The sequence below is a fragment of the Phyllobacterium sp. NPDC097923 genome (genome assembly GCF_044760925.1).
Taxonomy (GTDB): Bacteria; Pseudomonadota; Alphaproteobacteria; order Rhizobiales; family Rhizobiaceae; genus Phyllobacterium; species Phyllobacterium calauticae.
In genome coordinates this window covers 1,629,993-1,650,163 of the sequence record NZ_JBIWBL010000001.1, presented here as the reverse complement: position 1 = coordinate 1,650,163, position 20,171 = coordinate 1,629,993, and the positions used below count along the sequence as shown (strand labels likewise).

The following is a 20,171-nucleotide window of genomic DNA, read 5'->3' as shown; positions in this document are numbered from 1 at the left end:
CATGAATGCCTTTTCCAAACTCGGACTGAAACCGGATATCAACGGACACGTCGTCATTGATGGTGTGGTCGACGGATATGAAGCATTTGCGCTTGCCAAGGTGGTCGCCGAGGCGGGAGCGGGCGGTCCCGTGCTGTTCATCGCCAGCGATGGTCAGCGCGTCGCCGACATCGAACAGGTGCTCAGCTTCGTTCAGCCCGATCTGCCGGTGCTGCAACTGCCCGCCTGGGACTGCCTGCCCTATGACCGCGTGTCACCCGGTTCGGACACGGCGGCGCGGCGCCTGGCGGCGCTGGCTGGCCTTGCGGCGCTGCGCGATCAGAAACACCCCGGCGTCATCCTTGCGACCGCCAATGCGGTGCTGCAAAAGCTGCCGCCGCGCAAAGTCCTGGCCGAACAGCTCTTTCTCGCGAAGCCCGGCAACAGAATTGACATGAACGCGCTTGTTCAACGTCTTGAAAACAATGGGTTTGAGCGCGTTTCAACAGTTCGGGATGTGGGCGAGTATGCCGTGCGCGGCGGCATTCTCGACCTGTTCGTGCCCGGCGCCGAAGAGCCGCTGCGGCTTGATTTCTTCGGGGACACGCTGGAATCCATCCGCACATTCGACGCTGCGTCACAGCGCACATCCAGCCAGAAAACCGAATTCTCGATGCAGCCGATGAGCGAAATCACGCTCTCGCCGGAGACGATCAGCCGGTTCCGCTCGCACTATGTGCAGAAATTCGGCGCGCCGTCGCGTGACGATGCGCTGTATCAGGCGATATCGGAAGGCCGCCGCTTTGCCGGCATGGAGCACTGGCTGCCGCTGTTCTACGAGCGCATGGAAACCGTCTTCGACCATGCGGGCCGCATGCCTGTCATCTTCGATCATCTGGCGCATGAGGCGATGGCTGAACGCCACAAGATGGTGGTCGATCACTATGAGGCGCGCAAGAAGCAGTCGGATGGCACGGAACCGGGCGAGGCGGTGCCCTACAAGCCCGTCGAGCCGGGCTCGCTCTACCTGACACCGGCGGAGGTGGAAGCCGCGGCGGTGGCCTCGGGCATGCGGGTCGACTTCTCGCCGTTCGATGCGCCGTTCGCGACCGGCCGCTCCGTCATTCACGCCGGCGCGCATCGCGGGCGTACCTTTGTCGAGGAACGCACGGCCAAGGACGCCAATGTGTTTGACAGTGTGGTCAAGCATATCGCCGATGAGCGGGCCGCCGGCAAAAAAGTGCTGCTGGCCGCATGGAGTGAGGGTTCGCGTGACCGGCTCATCCAGGTTCTGAACGAGCATGGGCTGGAAAAGATCGAACTGGTCGAAGACCTGCGCACGGTCAAGGCGCTGGCGCGCGACAAGATTACGGCGGGCATCCTGTCGCTGGAAACCGGTTTCGACGCGGGCGATCTCGTTGTCGTCGCCGAACAGGATATTCTGGGCGACCGGCTCATTCGCCGTTCCAAGCGCCGCAAGCGCGATCAGGATTTCATCAGCGAAGTGGCGGCGCTGAATGCCGGCGATATTGTCGTGCACGTTGACCATGGCATCGGCCGGTTTGTCGGCTTGCGGACGATCACGGCAGCCGGTGCGCCGCATGATTGCCTGGAAATCCACTATGCGGGCGATGACCGTCTGTTCCTTCCGGTTGAAAACATCGAACTCCTGTCCCGGTTTGGCTCGGAGAGCTCGACGGCGGTGCTCGACAAGCTGGGCGGCGGTGCCTGGCAGGCGCGCAAGGCCAAGCTGAAGAAGCGCCTGCTGGAGATTGCCGGTCACCTCATCCGCATTGCCGCTGAACGGCAGATGCGCGGCGCGCCCGTGCTTACGCCGCCCGATGGGCTTTATGGCGAGTTTGCCGCGCGTTTCCCCTACGAAGAGACGGAAGATCAGGACCGGGCCATTGAGGCCGTTATCGATGATCTTTCGCTTGGCAAGCCGATGGACCGGCTGATCTGCGGCGATGTGGGCTTCGGCAAGACGGAAGTGGCGCTGCGCGCCGCCTTCGTCGCCGCGCTCAACGGGGTTCAGGTGGCCGTGGTCGTGCCAACCACGCTGTTGTCGCGCCAGCATTACAAGACCTTTTCAACGCGCTTCCAGGGATTGCCGGTCAATGTAGCGCAGGCGTCGCGGCTGGTGGGCGCCAAGGAACTGGCCGAGAACAAGAAGGGTATTGCCGAAGGACAGGTCGATATTGTCGTCGGCACCCACGCCTTGCTTGGGCAGGGCATCAAGTTCAAGAATCTCGGTCTTCTGATCATCGACGAAGAGCAGCATTTCGGCGTCAAGCACAAGGAACGGCTGAAGGATCTCAAATCCGACGTCCACGTGCTGACCCTGTCGGCAACGCCGATCCCGCGCACATTGCAGCTGGCGCTGACCGGCGTTCGCGAATTGTCGCTTATCACCACGCCACCGGTCGACCGCATGGCCGTGCGCACGTTCGTCTCGCCATTCGATCCGCTGGTTATCCGCGAAACATTGCTGCGCGAGCGTTATCGCGGCGGTCAGAGCTTCTATGTCTGCCCGCGCATTTCGGACCTCAGCGAGATCAAGGAATTTCTGGATTCGCAGGTGCCGGAGCTGAAAGTCGCCGTCGCGCACGGTCAGATGCCACCGGGCGAACTCGACGACATCATGAATGCCTTCTATGACGGGCAATACGACGTATTGTTGTCGACGACCATCGTTGAATCCGGTCTTGATATCCCGACGGCCAACACGCTGATCATCCACCGCGCCGACATGTTCGGTCTTGCCCAGCTCTACCAGTTGCGCGGCCGTGTCGGCCGATCGAAGCAGCGCGCTTTTGCCCTGTTCACGCTGCCCGCCAACAAGATGCTGACGCAGATGGCCGACCGGCGGCTGAAAGTGTTGCAATCGCTCGATACGCTCGGTGCCGGTTTCCAGCTGGCGAGCCACGACATGGATATTCGCGGGGCTGGCAATCTGCTCGGCGAAGAACAGTCCGGCCATATCAAGGAAGTCGGCTTCGAGCTCTACCAGCAGATGCTGGAAGAGGCGGTCGCGGAGATCAAGGGGACGGGCGAGGTCGAGGATGGTCACTGGTCGCCGCAGATTGCGGTCGGTACGGCGGTGATGATTCCGGAAACCTACGTGCCGGACCTGCAATTGCGGCTGGGGCTGTATCGCCGTCTCGCCGATCTGGAGGAACTGCAGGATATCGACGGCTTTGGCGCCGAGCTGATCGACCGGTTCGGACCCTTGCCGGATGAAGTGCAGCATCTTCTCAAGATTGTCTACATCAAGGCGCTGTGCCGCCGTGCCAATGTTGACAAGCTCGATGCCGGGCCGAAGGGCATCGTCATCCAGTTCCGCAACAAGACGTTCAGCAATCCGGCGGCATTGGTGAAGATGATCGGCGAGCAGGGCTCGATGGCGAAAATCCGCCCGGACCAGAGCATCGTGTTCGTGCGCGATTGGCCAACCGCGGAAAAGCGCCTGAATGGCGCTGCCGTCGTGATGACCCAGCTGGCGAAACTGGCCGCAGCGTAGCGGCCAGCCTCCACCGGCGCTTCATATCAGGTCGGGCGGGGTTCGAAACCGTCGGCTGTCTGGCGGATGGCATCGGCCAGCGCATCGGCGGACTGTGCGCCCATGACCGCATATTTCTGATCCAGGATGAAGCAGGGCACACCGCGCACGCCGATCTGGTTGGCGGTGTCGATTTCCTGGCGCACGCCGACGCTGTCCGCATCGGTTGGCAGCAGGCTGGCGACGATGGCGCTGTCCATGCCACCTTCTTCAGCCGCCTCGATCAGCACCTGATGGTCGCCGATGTTCTTTCCCTGTTCAAAATAATAGGAAAAGAGAATGCCGACGATCTTGTCCTGGATATCGGGACCGGCCTGCGAGGCCCAGCGGATCAGGCGATGCGCGTCCAGTGTATTGGGGGCAATCTCGATGGCCTCGAAGTCGAACTCGATGCCTTCTTCCTTGCCGAGCTCGATCAATTGCTGATGCACTTCAAAAATACGGTCCGAGCTGCCGAATTTCTCAGTCATGTAGCGGTTGCGGTCCTTGCCCTGTTTCGGAAGCGTCGGGTCCAGCTGAAACGGACGCCAGTTGACCGTCACGTCCAGATCGGGATTGAGGGCGAGGGCGCTTTCCAGCCGCTTGCGGCCGACAAAGCACCAGGGGCAGACAACATCCGACACAACGTCGATGGTAAATTTCTTTTCGGTCATGATATTCAACCTATCGTTTGTCAGACCACCACGTCTGAAGCTGGTAGCCGTTGAGAGATGTCTTGTCCGGGTGTTGCAGATGCGCCCAATAGGCAATCCATTGCTCGGGCTGGTAGTAAATTGGCACCATATAATGGCCGGAGATCAGCACTCTGTCGAGGGCGCGCACGATGCTGACAAATTCCGCCTGGCCGTGGACGGCAAGCATCTTGTCAATCAGCGCGTCGACAACCGGGTCGGCAACGCCGGCATAGTTGAAGCTGCCCTCGATGTTCTTCGATTGGCTGCCCCAGCGGGCATATTGTTCATATCCCGGCGAGAGGGACCCGGAATAGGCGCCAAGAATCACATCATAATCAAAGGTTTGCAGGCGTTTCTGATACTGCGCGTCATCGACCGTGCGGATCGTGACCGCGATACCGAGGCGCTCCAGCGTGCGCTTGTAGGCGATACCCAGCCGCTCCTCGGCCACGGAACGGGTCAAAATTTCGAAACTCAGCGGATTGCCGTTCGGATCGAGCATCTGCTCGTCCTTGATCGCGTAACCGCGGCTGACCAGCAGATCGTAGGCGCGCTTCATTTCCTTGCGATCGCGGCCCGAGCCGTCCGTCGTGGCCGGCGTGTAGGTGCCATCCATGACTTCGGGAAGAACTGCGTCGGGGTACGGGGCAAGAATGGCGCGTTCGGTTGCATCGGCGGGCTTTCCGAGCGCCGACAATTCCGAGCCCTGCCAATAGCTGGCCAGGCGCTGATAGCGTCCGGCATAGAGGTTGCGGTTGGTCCACTCGAAATCGAACATCAGGGCAAGCGCCTCGCGGACATACCGGTCCTTGAACTCGTCGCGGCGGGTATTGAAGACAAACCCATAGACATTGGCGGGCGAATGGGTCTCAAACGTCTTTTTGACGACGCGCCCGTCATTGAAGGCGGGAAAGCCGTAGGAAGAAGCCCACTTGTTGGGGTCACCTTCCATGAACACGTCAAAAACACCCTTCTTGAATGCTTCGAACTGCGCCTGCAGATTGCGGAAATATTCCACCGTGATCACGTCGTAATTGTTGAAGCCGCGCCGGCTCGGCAAATCCGCCGCCCAGTAATTGGGATCGCGCTTGAAGACGATACGCTGCCCCGGCTGCACCTGCGACACCACATAGGGCCCGCTGCCAACCGGGATGGCAAGCGGCGACCGGTCAAAATTGTCAGCATCGATGGCATGCTTCGGTAAAACCGGCATCAGCGCGAGAATGAGGGGGAATTCCCGGTTGGCCTGATCATTGAACGTGATGCGGACGCCGTGCTCGCCGACCTGTTCGATCTTCGAGATCAGTTTCGTCCGCGTGTTGAAGGGCGGGCGCCCTTTCTCCGTTAGGAGATTGAAGGTGAAGATCACGTCATCCGGCGTGACGGGCTGGCCATCGGACCATTTTGCCTTCGGATTCAGCGTGAATTCAACGAATGTGCGTTCCTCGTTGGTCTCCACCTTTTCCGCCAGCAAGCCATACATGGTGAACGGCTCGTCGGCGCTGCGCTGCATCAGCGTTTCGTAGACCAGATTTCCAAATTCGGCATCGCCGAACGTGCCACGCGCATAGGTGCGCATGCTCTTGATCAGAAAGGGATTGAGACTGTCGAATGTGCCGACCACGCCATAGGTTATCGAGCCACCCTTGGGTGCATCGGGATTCACATAGGGGAAATAGGGGTAATCAGCGGGCAGGGCAGGCTCGCCGCGCATGGCGATTCCATGTTTTGGCTCGGCAAGAACCGCGCTTGTCATCGAACAAGTCATGGTCAGCAGGGCCAGAATCTGGAAACTTTTCTTCAGCATTGTCTCAACCTTATGGTCCCTTTGGCGGGATTTTCCTTTGATTCGCCCACGAGATTACCATCTCATGACGATTCTGCGGCCAAAGGGGTGTAATCATCTTCCTGAAATGACAACAGAGCTAGGGTCAAGACCCATTAATCTGGTCGAAATGGACCATATCCTGCGGACGCCGAAACGGCTGCAAGCTGCTGTGTCGAGCCGCTCGGCCCGGGGGAAAGACCCCGCCCTTCGCGTCTCTCAGAGCATGGTCCCGAAAAGTTGTTCGACTTTTCGGGCAAGACCATGCTCCAAATATCGACTTGCGCATGCGCCTTTCGGCCCGGCCTGAGGCCGGACCGGAACATGCGCGGCATCTTCTTGCCGTTTCAGGCGCCATTTCGATCATGTTAATGGGTCTTGACCCTAAAAGTAGTCTGGATTTGCATTAACATGCAGTGTAACACGGCGTTCGAGACGAAGGGTCACTCTGTTGCCTCATTTGGTAACCAATCCAGAGAAAGCAATTCTAAGTGATCAAGTTACACTTCGGATAAGTGCGCTGAAAGGAACCAGTTGACCATGTCCAACCCGAAGACATTCGCTGCAACCGCATCCATCGCGGGTGCAATTGCATTACTCGCCGCCGCGGCAGTACCAGCATCAGCCCAGCAGCAGAGAACGCCGCAGGGTTGGTTCAAGGTTTGCTCCAAGCAGGAAGAAAACGACATCTGCAACACGCAGAACATCGTGACCGCCGATAGCGGCCAGCTTCTGACTGCCGTCAACCTCATCGAAATCAAGGGCAAGGTCAATCGCAAGATTTTCCAGGTTTCCGTGCCGACCGGCCGTCTGATCGGTCCAGGCGTTGGACTGCAGATCAATGGCGGCAAGACCCAGAAGATCGATTTCGCCATCTGCTTCCCGGATCGCTGCATTTCGGAAGTCGCCATGTCGGATGAACTCGTCGCTGCCTTCAAGAAGGGCAATCAGCTGACGCTGACTTCGGTCAACTTCCAGAACAAGCCAAATCCGATCACCGTTGCGCTGACCGGTTTCAGCCAGGCGTTTGACGGCCCCGGCCTGCAGCAGTCGGAAATCGAAGATCGCCAGAAGACGCTTCAGGAAGAAGTCCAGAAGCGCCAGAAGGAATTCGAAGACAAGATGAAGGCCGAGCAGGCGAAGGCCAAGGCCGGAAACTGATCGAACCATCGACACGGAAAAGGGACGCTTTGGCGTCCCTTTTTTATTGTGGGGTTTCTCAGTTGATATGCGGACTTTTGACCCGGTAGACACCATTTAGCGGCTTGTCGAACATGTCCTTGATCTGCGGATGCCGCAAGGGAACGCCGGATGTATCGGCGACAAGATTCTGCTCGGAGACATAGGCCACATACTCGCTGTCGGCGTTCTCGGCAAAGAGATGGTAAAAGGGCTGGTCGCGGCTTGGCCGGATATCTTCGGGAATGGCTTGATACCATTCTTCGGTGTTGTTGAATTCAGGATCGACATCGAAAATTACGCCGCGAAAAGCGAATATCCGGTGGCTTACAACCTGCCCGATCTGAAATTTTGCGTGGCGTATTTGTTTCATCATCATCATTCATTATAGATATCAGAGACATACCTGTCTCCATCAAATCGTGCGAGCATCGATGGCGTCCTGCCATTTCCGGTCGCGTTCCCAACAGTCAAAGCTCGTCATGCTCAGCGTTTTCAATCTCGTTCTCCCATTTTTCGGCCTGATCTTTCTGGGATTCCTGGTTGCCCGCATCAGTCGTCAGCCGTTGGAAGCGTTGGGATGGATGAACGTTTTCATTGTCTATGTGGCGTTGCCGGCACTGTTTTTCCAGATCCTTTCAAAGACACCTGTCGCTGAGCTGACTCAGTGGGCCTTTATTATCGGCTGCACCGCATCAACACTTTGTGTTTTTCTGGTGATGTTCGGCTTTGCTTTTTTCAGAACGCGCAAAATAGACGAAAGCACCATTCAGGGCCTCGCCGCCGCCTATGGCAATATTGGTTATATGGGGCCGGGATTGGCCATCATGGCTTTCGGCGCACCCGCTGCCGTACCGGTTGCCCTGATCTTCTGTTTTGACAACACGCTGCATTTTGTCATGGCGCCCCTCATGATGGCGTTGTCCGGCAAAGACAAGCGCCGCCCGCATGAACTGGCGGTCAGTGTGCTCAAGAAGATCTTCCTGCACCCCTTCATCATCGCAACCATTCTGGGCGTCGTCGCTGCTGTCACCGGGTTCGAACCGCCCGCGTCCATCGACAGGCTCATTGATCTGCTGGCCAAGGCCGCCGCACCCTGTGCGCTCTTTGCCATGGGCGTCACCCTTGCCTTGCGCCCCCTGAAGCGGGTGCCGCCGGAACTCTATCTGATTGTCCCGATCAAGCTGGTTTTCCAGCCATTGCTTATCTACGGCATCCTTCACCTTGCCGGCGATTTCCCGCCGATCTGGGTGTACACCGCCATGCTGCTGGCGGCGCTGCCGACGGCAACCAATGTTTTTGTCATTGCCCAGCAATATGGGGTCTGGGTCGAACGGGCTTCGAGCAGCATCCTGGCAACCACGCTGTTTTCAGTCGTGACCCTGACCCTGTGGCTTTACGTGATGACGCACGGCCTCATTCCCTGATAAGGAACTGCAGGTCCACCCGGCGAACGGCCGGGCCGTGGCCGTGTTGCCGGAGCGCTTTTGACCATAGATCGTGCGGAATTCATTCAGGCGCATATGCCTGTCATGGCTGTCCCGGCAGTTCCGGAAATTGTGCTCCACAGCGCCACGCCGGCGAGCGGATTGCGCCGCCTTATCGCCTCCGATGCCAATCCCGATCCCGAACCGCCATACTGGGCCTATCATTGGGCGGGCGGGGCAGTGCTCGCCCGTTATTTTCTCGATCACCCGGAGGTCGTGAAGGGGCAGCGCGTGCTGGATCTTGGATCGGGTTCAGGGATTGTTGGCATAGCGGCGGCAAAGGCAGGTGCGATCCATGTGGCCGCCGCCGAAACAGACAGGAATGCCATTGCCGCGCAACAGCTCAATGCCGATCTCAACGGTGTCTGCTTGACATCGATGCATGCGGATCTGACGGCTGGCCCGGCGATGGTTGTCGATCTGGTTGCTGTTGGCGATCTGTTTTACGCGCCCGACCTCGCGCAGCGTGTTCTGCTTTTCCTCGATCGCTGTCTTCTGGTGGGCGCCAAGGTTCTTATCGGCGATCCCGGCCGGGCACATCTTCCGCGCGAGCGGCTCCGGCTCATTGCGGAATATGCGGTGCCGGATTTCGGGCAAGTGACGGACGCAAAAGTGAATGCCGGTGTTTTTGAACTGATCTGAGGCGATGCCTGCAGGTTTTGTCTGCCGCAGCGCCTGTGTTTTCCAGACAATGCAGGCATGACCTTTGTGCGTGGTTCGACAAGCTCACCATGAGGGAGGTGGAGAGCTGCACGCCAATCGCGAACGTTGCAGAACACGGCTCCCTGCAATCCTCGCTTTCCCTCATGGTGAGCTTGTCGAACCACGCACAAAACGTGCTGCAGGCTTTTCGAGCGTTCCCGGACATGATGGCGTCTTTCCTTCCCAATGTGGGCTGTTTCGTCGCAGGAAGACGGCCCTTGTGGGCAAAGGCTTTCTGTGTACTATTGCGAATGATTTGCAATTGCGATTAGAGGTATTTCATGGATTCCTTGCGGCAGGCAGCCGATACGGACGAAGGCTGGCGGCGCGAACGGGGTGATGCATCGCTTTCGGATGTGCATCGCTCGGTTGCTGTCAGGACAGCGGGACCGGGTTGGCGCAGGGCCGCAGCCTTTGTGGGACCGGGCTATCTGGTTGCCGTGGGCTATATGGATCCGGGAAACTGGGCGACATCGCTCGCCGGCGGTTCGAAGTTCGGCTACACGCTGCTTGTCGTCGCGCTGGTCTCCAACATCATGGCCGTGGTCCTGCAGGCGCTTTGCGCGCGTCTGGCAATCGGATCGGGCAGGGACCTGGCGCAGGCCTGCCGCGATGCCTTTCCACGGCCGGTTGCCTATACGCTCTGGTTCATGGCGGAGCTTGCCATCATCGCCACGGACATTGCTGAAGTCATCGGCACCGCGATCGGTCTCAACCTGATTTTCGGCATCCCGCTTGAACTCGGCGTCCTGATCACCGCGCTCGACGTTTTCCTGATCCTCTATCTGCAAAAGCTTGGCTTCCGCTGGGTGGAAGCGCTGATCATCACGCTGCTGGGCGTGATTGCGCTGTGCTTCGGCATCCAGATTTTCCTCGCGGATCCCGATTGGGCCGCCGTGATCAAGGGATTTGCCCCGACAACGGAAATCGTCACCAACCCGGAAATGCTCTATCTCGCGCTTGGCATTCTCGGCGCGACGGTGATGCCGCACAATCTCTATCTGCACTCCGGCATCATCCAGACGCGCGACTACGGCCACACCACGCCGGAAAAGCGTCAGGCGCTGAAGTATGCCACGTGGGACTCCACCATTGCGCTGACCTTTGCCCTGGTCATCAACGCGGCGATCCTGATCCTTGCCGCCGCGACCTTCAACAAGACGGGGCGGACCGAAGTGGCGGAACTCGGCGAAGCGCATTCACTGCTTGCGCCGCTCCTCGGCTGGGGTTTCGCCCCGACCCTGTTCGGTATCGCCTTGCTGTGCTGCGGCATCAACTCGACGGTGACGGCGACACTGGCCGGACAGATCGTGATGGAAGGCTTTTTGAAAATCAGGCTGGCGCCCTGGCTGCGCCGGTTGATCACCCGTGCCATTGCCATTGTTCCAGCGGGGGCGGTGACCGTCTGGTACGGCGACAGCGGAACGGCCAAGCTTTTGATCCTGACGCAGGTCGTGCTCAGCCTTCAGCTGTCCTTTGCCGTGTTTCCGCTGGTCATGTTCACCGCCAGCAAGACCAAAATGGGTGTCCTGGTCTCGCCGAAATGGCTCACGGTGCTTGCCATGATCATTGCGGTGGTGATTGCCGTGCTGAACATCAAGCTGCTGCTGGACTTTGTTCTCGTTTAGGCGCGCTTTCCTTCCCGGCGCGGCCAGCGAAAGCCGCTGCCGGGGCGCAGACCCTCACGCATGAGAAAACTGCGCAGCGGCGAGAAGGTACGGAGCAGTTCCAGGCCGCCGCTGCGCACCATCTGCACGGGCAGGAAGTCCGACAGCAATGACCGGTTCAGCGCGTCGACCGCGCCGGTGCGGGCGATGATATCGGGGCTGCGCTTGCGGTTATAGGCCGAAACAACCGCCGTGGCGCCAAGATCGCTGCCATCGGCGGGCAGGGTATCAAGCAGTGTTTCCACATCCCGGACGCCGAGATTGAGTCCCTGCGCTCCAATGGGCGGAAACACATGCGCCGATTCGCCCGCCAGAAACACGCGGTTGCGGGCAAAGGCGTTCGGGACAAGGCCCGACAGCGGCCAGGCCTGTGCTTCAACATCGATGGTGACGGCGCCGAGCATGGACTGCATGCGTTCCTCGACGCGGACCGCCAGCTGTTCCGCATTCAGGTCCAGAAGTTCCGCCGCATGGGCGGGTGTCGTCACCCAGACGAGGCTTGACCGTTTCCCTGCCAGCGGCACCTGCGTGAACGGGCCATGCTCCGTGTGAAATTCCGTTGAAATATCATGATGATCGCGCGTGTGGCTGAAGCTGAGCACCACCGCAGTCTGGTTGTACTGCCAGGTGCGCGCGGAGATGCCCGCTGCTTCCCGGGCCAGGGACGAGCGGCCATCGGCGGCAATAACGATGTTGGCCGTGAACACCGAACCATCACTGGCTTCGACCGCCATGGCATTGTCCACCGGATGATAGTGGGTTGCCGACGCGGCGACATGGCGGACCGGCGATTGCTTCAGCGCATTGCTGAGCGTTTTGGTGAGCGCGGCATTGGGGATGTTGTAGCCAAAGGCGTCTTCGTCGATCTCGGAGGCTTCGAACGTCACCACAGGGCTTCTGACCAGCCGGTTGGTGCCATCGAGAATGCGCATGGATCCGATGGGGGCGGCATGTGGCGCAATGCTATCCCAGAGACCGATACGCTGGAGAAAACGGATGGCGGGCATCATCAGAGCCGTCGTGCGCTTGTCTGTGCCGGTGGGGATAACGCCGAGACTGACGACGTTTTCAAGGTGCTGACCAAGGGCAATGGCGGCAATCAGGCCGACATGACCGGTTCCTGCAACAACAATGGGATCCGTTCGGGTGCTGGTCATCATCTGTCTCCGCTTCCAAGCCGTTTTGGCTTTCAACAGTTTATATCAGGAACATTGCTTGCGCTTTGGGTCGTTTTCAAGAAAAGCTGCTCGCAAATCGTTTGTCCTTGGTAACATATAGCGACAAGCGGATCAGTATCATGCAGCAGATTGGCGCGGACCGTGAAAAAACCAACTTTGCCCCGGGGCGTTAAACCCAAAAAAGTGACGGCACCACAAGCCAAGGCCTTCTCGGTGCATTTGCTGACCGCCTCCGGTTCCTTCCTGGCGTTCCTCTCGGTGGTTGCGGCCAGCGAAGGAAGCTGGACGGCCATGTTCTGGTGGCTGGGGCTGGCGTTGTTCGTTGACGGTATCGATGGGCCGATCGCGCGCAAGCTCGAAGTCAAATATGTGCTGCCCAACTGGTCGGGCGAACTGCTCGACAACATCATCGACTATATGACCTATGTGCTCATCCCGGCCTTTGCGCTGTATCAGCGCGGCTTCATGGGCGAGGGCTTGTCCTTTCTGGCGGCGGCGATCATCGTCGTATCCAGTGCGATCTACTATGCCGATACGGGCATGAAGACGAAGGAAAACTTCTTCAAGGGCTTTCCGGTCGTCTGGAACATGCTGGTGTTCACCCTGTTCATCGTCAAGCCCGGCGAATGGGTGGCATTTGCCATTGTCCTCGGTGCCGCCATCGTTTCGTTCCTGCCGATCTATTTCCTGCACCCGGTGCGCGTGCAGCGCCTGCGGCCGCTGAATCTCACGATTTTCTTCCTGTGGTGCGCTTTCGGCGTACTTTCGCTGTACCAGCATCTGGATTCGCCCCTCTGGGTGCGGGCCGGTATTTCGGTCACAGGCATCTACCTCTTCCTCATCGGGGCGGTGATGCAGGCATTTCCCAATCTTGGACGGACGGAGAAGGCATGATGGTCAAGGCAATTCGTATTCATCAGACGGGTGGTCCTGAAGCGCTGGTCTATGAAGATGTTACCGTCGGTGAGCCGGGCCCCGGCGAAGTGCGTATGCGCAATGAGGCCATCGGCCTGAATTTCATCGATGTCTATTTCCGCACCGGCCTCTATCCGTCGCCAGGCGGTCTGCCGCTCATTCCGGGCAATGAGGGCGCGGGCGTCGTGCTCAGCGTCGGTCCTGGTGTTACCGATGTGAAACCGGGCGATCGCGTCGCCTATGTCAATCCGATCGGCGCCTATGCGGAGGAACGCATCATGCCGGCCGACCGGCTCGTCAAGGTCCCGGACTCCATTTCCTTCCAGCAGGCCGGTTCGATGATGCTGAAGGGCATGACGGCCTATTATCTCCTGCGGGAAACCTTTCCGGTCAAGAAGGGCGACACGGTCCTGTTTCATGCGGCGGCCGGCGGTGTCGGGCTGATAGCCGGCCAATGGGCCAAGCATCTCGGCGCGACCGTCATCGGCACTGCCGGTTCGGACGAGAAGGTAAAACTCGCGCTCGAGAACGGTTTCGACCATGTCATCAACTATCGCACCGAGAACTTTGTCGAACGGGTGAAGGAAATTACCGGCGGAAGGGGTGTCGACGTGGTCTACGATTCCGTCGGCAAGGATACATTCGACGGGTCGCTGGACTGCCTGCGTCCGCGCGGCATGCTCGTCTGCTTTGGCCAGTCATCCGGTCCGGTTGCGCCATTCGATCTCGGCATCCTGTCGCGCAAGGGCTCCCTCTACCTGACGCGGCCAACATTGTTCGTCTATGTCGCGGCGCGGGCTGCGCTTGAAAATGCAGCGCGTGCGCTTTTTGACCAAGTGGAAAGCGGTGTGGTGCGCATCGATATCGGTCAGACCTATGCCCTCAAGGACGCGGCGACGGCGCATCGCGATCTTGAAGCGCGCAAAACGACCGGGACTACGGTGCTTATTCCTTAAGCCGCTGAAAATGATGCTCGAATAATGTGCGCAAAAGGCCGCAACCTCTGGTTTTGCACTTCCCAAATCGATGCTGCCCGACATAGGATCGGAAATGGTTAGGGGCACCTCAGAATAATCGTCCTGGGCCGTGGGGAACTATGACAAGCATAAGCGATAAGAACGGGGCTGGGCATCCACTTCTGGAAGCAACCGGGCTCACCAAAATTTTCGGCTCTCTGAAAGCCTGCGACGGGATCGACCTGACAATCGGCACCGGAGAAATTCACGCCCTCCTGGGGGAAAACGGCGCTGGCAAATCCACGCTGGTCAAAATGCTGTTCGGCGCGCTGCAGCCGACTTCAGGTGAGATCGGCTGGAAGGGCAAAGCGGTTGCGGTCGCCAATCCGGCAATGGCAAGATCGCTCGGCATCGGCATGGTTTTCCAGCACTTTTCGCTTTTCGATGCCTTGACTGCCGCCGAAAACATCGCGCTGTCGCTCGACGAGAAAACCGACCTCAACACCATCGCCGCAAAGGCGCGGGACATCGGCCGGACCTATGGTCTGCCGGTTGATCCTGATGCCCTCGTCGGCGATCTTTCCGTGGGCGAACGCCAGCGTATCGAGATTATCCGCTGCCTGCTGCAAAATCCCGACCTGATCATTCTCGACGAACCGACATCGGTACTGACGCCGCAGGAAGCCGACCTGTTGTTTGTCACGCTGGAGCGGTTGAAGTCGGAGGGAAAATCGATCCTCTATATCAGCCACAGGCTGGAAGAGGTGCGGCGGCTGTGCGACCGGGCAACGGTGCTGCGCCACGGCAAGGTTGTCGGCCAGTGCGACCCGCGCCAGGAAACCGCAAGTTCTCTGGCGCGCATGATGGTTGGCAGCGACATCCACGTCATCGAACGCCGTCCGAACGCGGCGCCAGCAACCCAATCGGCACTGATTGAAGTCAACGGCCTGTCGCAGAAGCCGCGCGGCCCGTTTTCCGTGCCGCTGCATGATATCCGGCTGGCCGTCAATCCGGGTGAAATTCTTGGCATTGCCGGTGTCGCCGGCAACGGACAGGGCGAACTGTTCGAAGCCATATCCGGCGAAGTGCTGCAGGAACGGCCGGACATTGTCCGTATTCGCGGCAGGGACACCGGACGATCCGGTATCTCCGCGCGGCGCAGGCTGGGCGCGGCCTTTGTGCCGGAGGAGCGACTTGGGCACGGTGCGGTTCCCAATATGTCGCTGACCGACAATCTGTTGTTGTCGCGTTACGCCACGGATGGAAAGGTCTTCCTCGGCGGCGGCCTGTTGCGGCTGCTCCAGCAATCCAGCCTTGCCCTTGCGGCAAAGCGGATCGTCGCACAGATGGATGTTCGTAAAAGTGCGGAAAACCCAGATGCATCAGCGCTTTCCGGTGGAAACCTCCAGAAATTTCTGATCGGGCGCGAGCTGGACCGCAATCCATCGGTTCTGGTGGTCAACCAGCCGACCTGGGGCGTCGACGCCGGTGCTGCCGCCCATATCCGGCAGGCGCTCGTCGATCTAGCGCGCAGCGGTTCCGCCGTGATCGTGATCAGCCAGGATCTCGATGAACTCTTTGAAATCTCCGACCGGATTGCCGCCATGGTGCATGGGCGCCTGTCGCAATCGGTCCCGATTGAAGCGATGAATATGGAACGTGTCGGTTTGATGATGGGCGGTGCCGATACCGCGTCGGCCCATGCAAGTGCAGGGGCGGCCTGATGCGTGTCGAATTGGTCAGGCGTCCGCAACATTCGGCACTGTTCAGTGCGCTGTCGCCGTTCATCGCCCTGTTCCTCACGCTGATTGCCGGCGCCATCCTGTTTGCGCTGCTTGGCAAGAACCCGGTTTCGGCGCTCTATTCCTATTTCATCGAGCCGCTGACCGAGATCTGGTCGTGGCATGAGCTGCTGGTGAAGGCAGCGCCGCTGATCCTGATCGCCGTGGGGCTCTCCGTCTGCTTCCTTTCCAACAACTGGAATATCGGCGCGGAGGGGCAATTGATCATGGGTGGGATCGCCGGATCGATCCTGCCGGTGGTTTTCCCGGATTTTCAGGGCTGGTATGTCCTGCCGATGATGCTGCTGCTGGGCATGGCGGGCGGGATGGCCTATGCGACCATCCCGGCGTTCCTCAAGGTGCGGTTCAACACCAACGAGATTCTGACGAGCCTGATGCTGGTCTACGTGGCGCAACTGTTCCTCGACTGGATCGTGCGCGGCCCTTGGCGCAACCCGCAGGGTTTCAACTTCCCCGAAACGGTGCAGTTCAATTCCAGTGCCATCCTTCCCGAGATATGGGCTTCGTCAGGCCGGGCGCATTGGGGATTTGTTCTGGCGATTGTCGCCGCACTCCTTGTCTGGTTCATGCTGTCGCGCACGCTGAACGGCTTTGAAATCAAGGTGCTGGGGCGCAGCGCGCGGGCAGGGCGTTTTGCCGGTTTCAGCGCCGGGCGCCTGACATTCTTCGCGTTCCTGGTCTCCGGGGCGCTGGCCGGGCTTGCCGGGATTGCCGAGGTTTCCGGCGCAGTCGGCCAATTGCGCACGACAATCTCGCCCGGCTATGGCTTTACTGCCATCATCGTTACCTTCCTTGGCCGTCTTAACCCGCTTGGCATTGTCGCCGCAGGGCTGGTTCTGGCGCTGTCCTATCTGGGCGGTGAAGCGGCACAGGTTTCGCTCGGCATTTCCGAGAAATCGGCGCGCATCTTCCAAGGCATCATCCTGTTTTTCGTGCTGGCGAGCGACACGCTTATCTATTACCGCATCCGCTTCGTCACCCGGCACAGCGACGCCGCAGCAAAGGGGGCATGACATGGGTATGTTCGAAGCCATTCTCCTGACGGTTGCCACAGCCGCAACGCCCTTGCTGATCGCTGCCATGGGCGAACTGGTCGTGGAACGCTCTGGCGTGCTCAATCTTGGCGTCGAAGGCATGATGATCATGGGTGCTGTTGCCGGATTCGGCGTTGCGCAGCTCACCGGATCGGCGTGGCTCGGCATGTTCGCAGCCATTCTGGCCGGGGCTGCCTTTTCGCTGCTGTTCGGTTTCCTGACGCTGACGCTGGTGACCAATCAGGTGGCAACGGGCCTGGCTTTGACGCTGCTGGGGCTGGGCGCTTCCGCCATGATCGGCGAGAGTTTTGTCGGGCTGCCCGGCGTGCGGATGCAGTCCCTGAATATTCCGGTGCTGACGGATTTGCCGGTCGTCGGGAAATTCCTGTTCGGACAGGATCCGATTTTCTATATGTCGATCCTTCTGACCATCGGCGTCACATGGTTCCTGTTCCGCACCCGTGCCGGACTGACATTGCGCGCCGTCGGTGACAATCATACCTCGGCGCATGCGCTTGGCGTGCGGGTTATTCGGGTGCGTTATCTCGCCGTGATGTTCGGGGGCGCTTGCGCCGGGCTCGCCGGTGCGCAACTATCGCTCGTCTATGTGCCGCAATGGGTGGAAAACATGACGTCGGGCCGGGGATGGATCGCGCTTGCACTGGTGGTGTTCGCCTCGTGGCGGCCATGGCGGATTCTTGCGGGCGCCTACCTCTTTGGCGCTGTCACCATCGGCCAGCTGCACGCCCAGGCGCTTGGCATCGGCATACCCTCGCAGTTCATGTCGTCGCTGCCTTATCTGGCAACGATTATCGTGCTTGTTCTGATTTCGCGGAACAAGCGGCTGACCCTGATGAATACGCCGACATCCCTCGGCAAACCCTTCGTGCCCGACCGCTGAGCAGCCGGGCGAGAATAAAAGACAAGGCTTTTGGTTTAACAGAGAGGTGAACACGAATGAAAAAACTGCTTATGGCGCTGTCCATGGCTGCCAGCTTTGCCGTTGCGGGCGCGGCCCATGCCGAAGACAAACTGAAGGTCGGCTTCATCTATATCGGACCGCCCGGTGATTTCGGCTGGACCTACCAGCACGATCAGGGCCGCAAGGAAATGGAAAAGGCGCTTGGCGACAAGGTCGAGACAACCTTCCTCGAAAGCGTGCCTGAAGGCGCCGATGCCGAGCGCTCCATCGAGCGTCTGGCGCGTGCCGGCAACAAGCTGATCTTCACGACCTCGTTCGGCTACATGGATGCGACGATCAAGGTTGCGCAGAAATTCCCGAATGTGAAGTTCGAACACGCGACCGGCTACAAGACGGCAGACAATGTTGCCGTGTACAATTCGCGCTTCTATGAAGGCCGCTACGTACAGGGTGTGATTGCCGCCAAGCTATCCAAGGTTGGCGTTGCCGGTTATATCGGTTCATTCCCGATCCCCGAAGTGGTGCAGGGCATCAACTCCTTCATGCTGGGTGCGCAGTCGGTCAACCCGAACTTCAAGGTCAAGGTGATCTGGGCCAATGCCTGGTTCGATCCGGGCAAGGAAGCCGATGCCGCCAAGGCTCTGGTCGACCAGGGCGTCGATATCATCACCCAGCATACGGATTCGACCGCGCCGATGCAGGTTGCCGCGGAACGCAAGATCAAGGCATTCGGCCAGGCTTCCGACATGATCAAGTTCGGCCCGGAAACCCAGTTGACCGCCATCGTCGACAATTGGGGCCCTTACTACATCGAACGGGCCAAGGCCGTGATCGATGGCACATGGAAGACCCACAATGTTTTCCACGGCATGCATGAAAACCTCGTGGTCATGGCGCCCTACACCAACATGCCTGACGATGTGAAGAAACTGGCCGAGGAAACCCAGGCCAAGATCACATCCGGTGCGCTGAAGCCCTTCACCGGTCCGGTCAAGAAGCAGGACGGCTCCGAATGGCTGAAGGCTGGTGAAACCGCCGACGACAAGACCATTCTCGGCATGAACTTCTACGTTGCCGGCGTGGACGACAAGCTGCCGAAATAAGGTTTGCCGCGATACAAAAGGAAAGGGCGCCCATGGGCGCCCTTTTTTGTGAATGCGATGGGTCGCTTATTCAGCGGAGTCGGCTGGCGCCGCGTTGAGCTGACCATAATTCTCGACGCCGATGCGCTTGAGAAGGTCGAGCTGGGTCTCGAGGAAATCGATGTGGCCTTCCTCGTCCTTCAGAAGCTCGTCAAAGAGTTCCTTGGTGACGTAGTCGCCCACTTCCGCGCAGATCTCACGCGACTTCTTGTACGACTTCACAGCGTCATATTCGCCGGCCAGATCGGCTTCCAGAACTTCCTTGATGTTCTGGCCGATGCGCAGGGCGCCGATGGACTGCAGGTTTGGATGGCCTTCGAGGAAGATGATGCGCTCGATGATCTTGTCAGCGTGCTGCATTTCCTCGATGGATTCGGCGCGCTCCTTCTTGGCGAGCAGCTTGTAACCCCAATCGTCCAGCAGGCGATAATGCAACCAATACTGGTTGACCGCTCCCAATTCGAGGAACAGTGCCTCGTTAAGCCGCTCGATGACCTTTTTGTCGCCTTTCATGCCGTGAACTCCCGTATTCGTGACGCAATGCCCGCACACGATCGATAAACGAGACAGCATCAGAATCGTTTGAACCGTGGCGGAGGTGATATTCTTCCGTCACCTTTATGATGGTTTCAACGACGTTTGGGAAGCAGCCACAGCAGCGGCCACGCTTCTGCATGGCATGGTAGACTTTTGCCGGGACAATCAGTTGCCACGGGTCAGCATCGAGAAGTTCAGTGATAGTATTCTCGATTTCTTTCTGGGTGATGATATTGCAATGACATACAAGCATGTTGTCTAAGCGCCACATTCATAAGAATAAATACCCGAAAATCCTGACAGTTTTACAATGTCAGAACTTCTCCTAGTGACAGGACGGGTGGCGCTTTGCAGAAATTGGCCCGGAAACATTGTTCCGCAACCTGGAAATACTTTCGAACCAGACAAGGGTTCCTCCAATCGCAAGGGTTCAAGGCCCTAACATTAAAGGTCATGCGTTATTCGCAATACTGATCCTATAAGACTGGTTTGTCCGAATTCTGTCAAATGCCGGCCGCTGAATATGCCGTGATATCAATAGCTTGGAATAATTCTAAACTGGGAAAATAACATAACCAATTCAATCATATTTCGTCGATTTTGCCGTCCTGGC

17 protein-coding genes are annotated in these 20,171 nt (G+C 58.9%); 11 read left to right on the top strand and 6 right to left on the bottom strand.

All coding sequences use genetic code 11. The annotated features are described in order from the left end of the window. Position 1: 1 nt before the first annotated feature. Entirely contained in the window at positions 2-3,499 is a 3,498-nt protein-coding gene (gene mfd / locus ACIQWS_RS08360) for a transcription-repair coupling factor (protein WP_403174571.1), read from the top strand. A 26-nt stretch (positions 3,500-3,525) separates the two neighbouring features. Here mfd and ACIQWS_RS08355 read toward each other — a convergent pair whose 3' ends face one another. Both ACIQWS_RS08355 and ACIQWS_RS08350 read right to left on the bottom strand, forming a co-directional pair. Continuing rightward, entirely contained in the window at positions 3,526-4,191 is a 666-nt protein-coding gene (locus tag ACIQWS_RS08355) for a DsbA family oxidoreductase (RefSeq protein ID WP_105733124.1), read from the bottom strand. Between the two features lie 10 nt (positions 4,192-4,201). After that, entirely contained in the window at positions 4,202-5,980 is a 1,779-nt protein-coding gene (locus ACIQWS_RS08350) for an extracellular solute-binding protein (protein ID WP_346307047.1), read from the bottom strand. A gap of 597 nt (positions 5,981-6,577) precedes the next feature. Here ACIQWS_RS08350 and ACIQWS_RS08345 point away from each other — a divergent pair. Then, complete coding sequence (locus ACIQWS_RS08345) at positions 6,578-7,198, top strand: invasion associated locus B family protein (RefSeq protein ID WP_223613314.1); 621 nt, start codon at positions 6,578-6,580, stop codon at positions 7,196-7,198. Positions 7,199-7,256: 58 nt separating this feature from the next. Here the strand turns inward: ACIQWS_RS08345 and hspQ are convergent, their stop codons facing one another. Then, a complete protein-coding gene (gene hspQ / locus ACIQWS_RS08340; protein WP_346307019.1) occupies positions 7,257-7,595 on the bottom strand; it encodes a heat shock protein HspQ in 339 nt (112 codons plus the stop codon). Positions 7,596-7,698: 103 nt separating this feature from the next. Here hspQ and ACIQWS_RS08335 point away from each other — a divergent pair, with 103 nt between their 5' ends. The 3 genes from ACIQWS_RS08335 to ACIQWS_RS08325 all read left to right on the top strand — a co-directional run bounded on the left by ACIQWS_RS08335 (position 7,699) and on the right by ACIQWS_RS08325 (position 11,033). After that, complete coding sequence (locus ACIQWS_RS08335) at positions 7,699-8,643, top strand: AEC family transporter (RefSeq protein ID WP_403174557.1); 945 nt, start codon at positions 7,699-7,701, stop codon at positions 8,641-8,643. 60 nt (positions 8,644-8,703) lie between these two features. Beyond that, on the top strand, positions 8,704-9,345 hold the full coding sequence (locus tag ACIQWS_RS08330) for a class I SAM-dependent methyltransferase (RefSeq protein WP_403174554.1): 642 nt from the start codon (positions 8,704-8,706) through the stop codon (positions 9,343-9,345). Between the two features lie 341 nt (positions 9,346-9,686). Continuing rightward, positions 9,687-11,033 carry an Nramp family divalent metal transporter gene (locus ACIQWS_RS08325; RefSeq protein WP_403174550.1) on the top strand — a complete coding sequence of 449 codons (1,347 nt, stop codon included), beginning with the start codon at positions 9,687-9,689 and terminating at the stop codon, positions 11,031-11,033. Here the strand turns inward: ACIQWS_RS08325 and ACIQWS_RS08320 are convergent. Next, positions 11,030-12,229: a UbiH/UbiF family hydroxylase gene (locus ACIQWS_RS08320; protein ID WP_403174545.1), complete on the bottom strand. Its 1,200-nt coding sequence runs from the start codon at positions 12,227-12,229 to the stop codon at positions 11,030-11,032. The two genes, ACIQWS_RS08325 and ACIQWS_RS08320, sit on opposite strands and share 4 nt — an antisense overlap. Positions 12,230-12,391: 162 nt before the next feature. Here ACIQWS_RS08320 and pcsA point away from each other — a divergent pair, with 162 nt between their 5' ends. The 6 genes from pcsA (at position 12,392) to ACIQWS_RS08290 (ending at position 18,982) form a co-directional block, all read left to right on the top strand. Beyond that, positions 12,392-13,144: a phosphatidylcholine synthase gene (gene pcsA / locus ACIQWS_RS08315; protein ID WP_403174543.1), complete on the top strand. Its 753-nt coding sequence runs from the start codon at positions 12,392-12,394 to the stop codon at positions 13,142-13,144. Further along, complete coding sequence (locus tag ACIQWS_RS08310) at positions 13,144-14,121, top strand: quinone oxidoreductase family protein (RefSeq protein ID WP_403177606.1); 978 nt, start codon at positions 13,144-13,146, stop codon at positions 14,119-14,121. The genes pcsA and ACIQWS_RS08310 overlap by 1 nt, the downstream gene beginning before the upstream one ends. Before the next feature lie 140 nt (positions 14,122-14,261). Then, positions 14,262-15,845 (top strand): ABC transporter ATP-binding protein, encoded by a 1,584-nt coding sequence (locus ACIQWS_RS08305; RefSeq protein ID WP_403174533.1) that lies wholly within the window; start codon positions 14,262-14,264, stop codon positions 15,843-15,845. Then, complete coding sequence (locus ACIQWS_RS08300; RefSeq protein WP_403174529.1) at positions 15,845-16,936, top strand: ABC transporter permease; 1,092 nt, start codon at positions 15,845-15,847, stop codon at positions 16,934-16,936. Before ACIQWS_RS08305 ends, ACIQWS_RS08300 begins: the two co-directional genes overlap by 1 nt. 1 nt (position 16,937) lies before the next feature. Beyond that, complete coding sequence (locus ACIQWS_RS08295) at positions 16,938-17,858, top strand: ABC transporter permease (protein WP_223613321.1); 921 nt, start codon at positions 16,938-16,940, stop codon at positions 17,856-17,858. Positions 17,859-17,914: 56 nt separating this feature from the next. Beyond that, positions 17,915-18,982: a BMP family ABC transporter substrate-binding protein gene (locus tag ACIQWS_RS08290; protein ID WP_288191553.1), complete on the top strand. Its 1,068-nt coding sequence runs from the start codon at positions 17,915-17,917 to the stop codon at positions 18,980-18,982. A 66-nt stretch (positions 18,983-19,048) separates the two neighbouring features. On the opposite strand, the gene bfr is transcribed toward ACIQWS_RS08290, so the two are convergent. Together bfr and ACIQWS_RS08280 are read right to left on the bottom strand one after the other, a co-directional pair. Continuing rightward, complete coding sequence (gene bfr / locus ACIQWS_RS08285) at positions 19,049-19,534, bottom strand: bacterioferritin (protein ID WP_346307026.1); 486 nt, start codon at positions 19,532-19,534, stop codon at positions 19,049-19,051. After that, positions 19,500-19,811, bottom strand: a complete 312-nt coding sequence (locus tag ACIQWS_RS08280) for a (2Fe-2S)-binding protein (RefSeq protein ID WP_223613323.1) — start codon at positions 19,809-19,811, stop codon at positions 19,500-19,502. Before ACIQWS_RS08280 ends, bfr begins: the two co-directional genes overlap by 35 nt. Positions 19,812-20,171 lie beyond the last annotated feature (360 nt).

Excerpts from the sequence above, each read along its gene's own strand:
- mfd (WP_403174571.1), top strand. The coding sequence starts at position 2 with ATGAATGCCTTTTCCAAACTCGGACTGAAACCGGATATCAACGGACAC.
- bfr (WP_346307026.1), bottom strand. The coding sequence starts at position 19,534 with ATGAAAGGCGACAAAAAGGTCATCGAGCGGCTTAACGAGGCACTGTTC.
- ACIQWS_RS08345 (WP_223613314.1), top strand. The coding sequence starts at position 6,578 with ATGTCCAACCCGAAGACATTCGCTGCAACCGCATCCATCGCGGGTGCA.
- ACIQWS_RS08355 (WP_105733124.1), bottom strand. The coding sequence starts at position 4,191 with ATGACCGAAAAGAAATTTACCATCGACGTTGTGTCGGATGTTGTCTGC.
- ACIQWS_RS08320 (WP_403174545.1), bottom strand. The coding sequence starts at position 12,229 with ATGACCAGCACCCGAACGGATCCCATTGTTGTTGCAGGAACCGGTCAT.
- ACIQWS_RS08350 (WP_346307047.1), bottom strand. The coding sequence starts at position 5,980 with ATGACTTGTTCGATGACAAGCGCGGTTCTTGCCGAGCCAAAACATGGA.
- ACIQWS_RS08295 (WP_223613321.1), top strand. The coding sequence starts at position 16,938 with ATGGGTATGTTCGAAGCCATTCTCCTGACGGTTGCCACAGCCGCAACG.
- ACIQWS_RS08325 (WP_403174550.1), top strand. The coding sequence starts at position 9,687 with ATGGATTCCTTGCGGCAGGCAGCCGATACGGACGAAGGCTGGCGGCGC.
- ACIQWS_RS08280 (WP_223613323.1), bottom strand. The coding sequence starts at position 19,811 with ATGCTTGTATGTCATTGCAATATCATCACCCAGAAAGAAATCGAGAAT.
- ACIQWS_RS08300 (WP_403174529.1), top strand. The coding sequence starts at position 15,845 with ATGCGTGTCGAATTGGTCAGGCGTCCGCAACATTCGGCACTGTTCAGT.
- ACIQWS_RS08290 (WP_288191553.1), top strand. The coding sequence starts at position 17,915 with ATGAAAAAACTGCTTATGGCGCTGTCCATGGCTGCCAGCTTTGCCGTT.
- ACIQWS_RS08335 (WP_403174557.1), top strand. The coding sequence starts at position 7,699 with ATGCTCAGCGTTTTCAATCTCGTTCTCCCATTTTTCGGCCTGATCTTT.
- hspQ (WP_346307019.1), bottom strand. The coding sequence starts at position 7,595 with ATGATGATGAAACAAATACGCCACGCAAAATTTCAGATCGGGCAGGTT.
- ACIQWS_RS08305 (WP_403174533.1), top strand. The coding sequence starts at position 14,262 with ATGACAAGCATAAGCGATAAGAACGGGGCTGGGCATCCACTTCTGGAA.
- ACIQWS_RS08310 (WP_403177606.1), top strand. The coding sequence starts at position 13,144 with ATGGTCAAGGCAATTCGTATTCATCAGACGGGTGGTCCTGAAGCGCTG.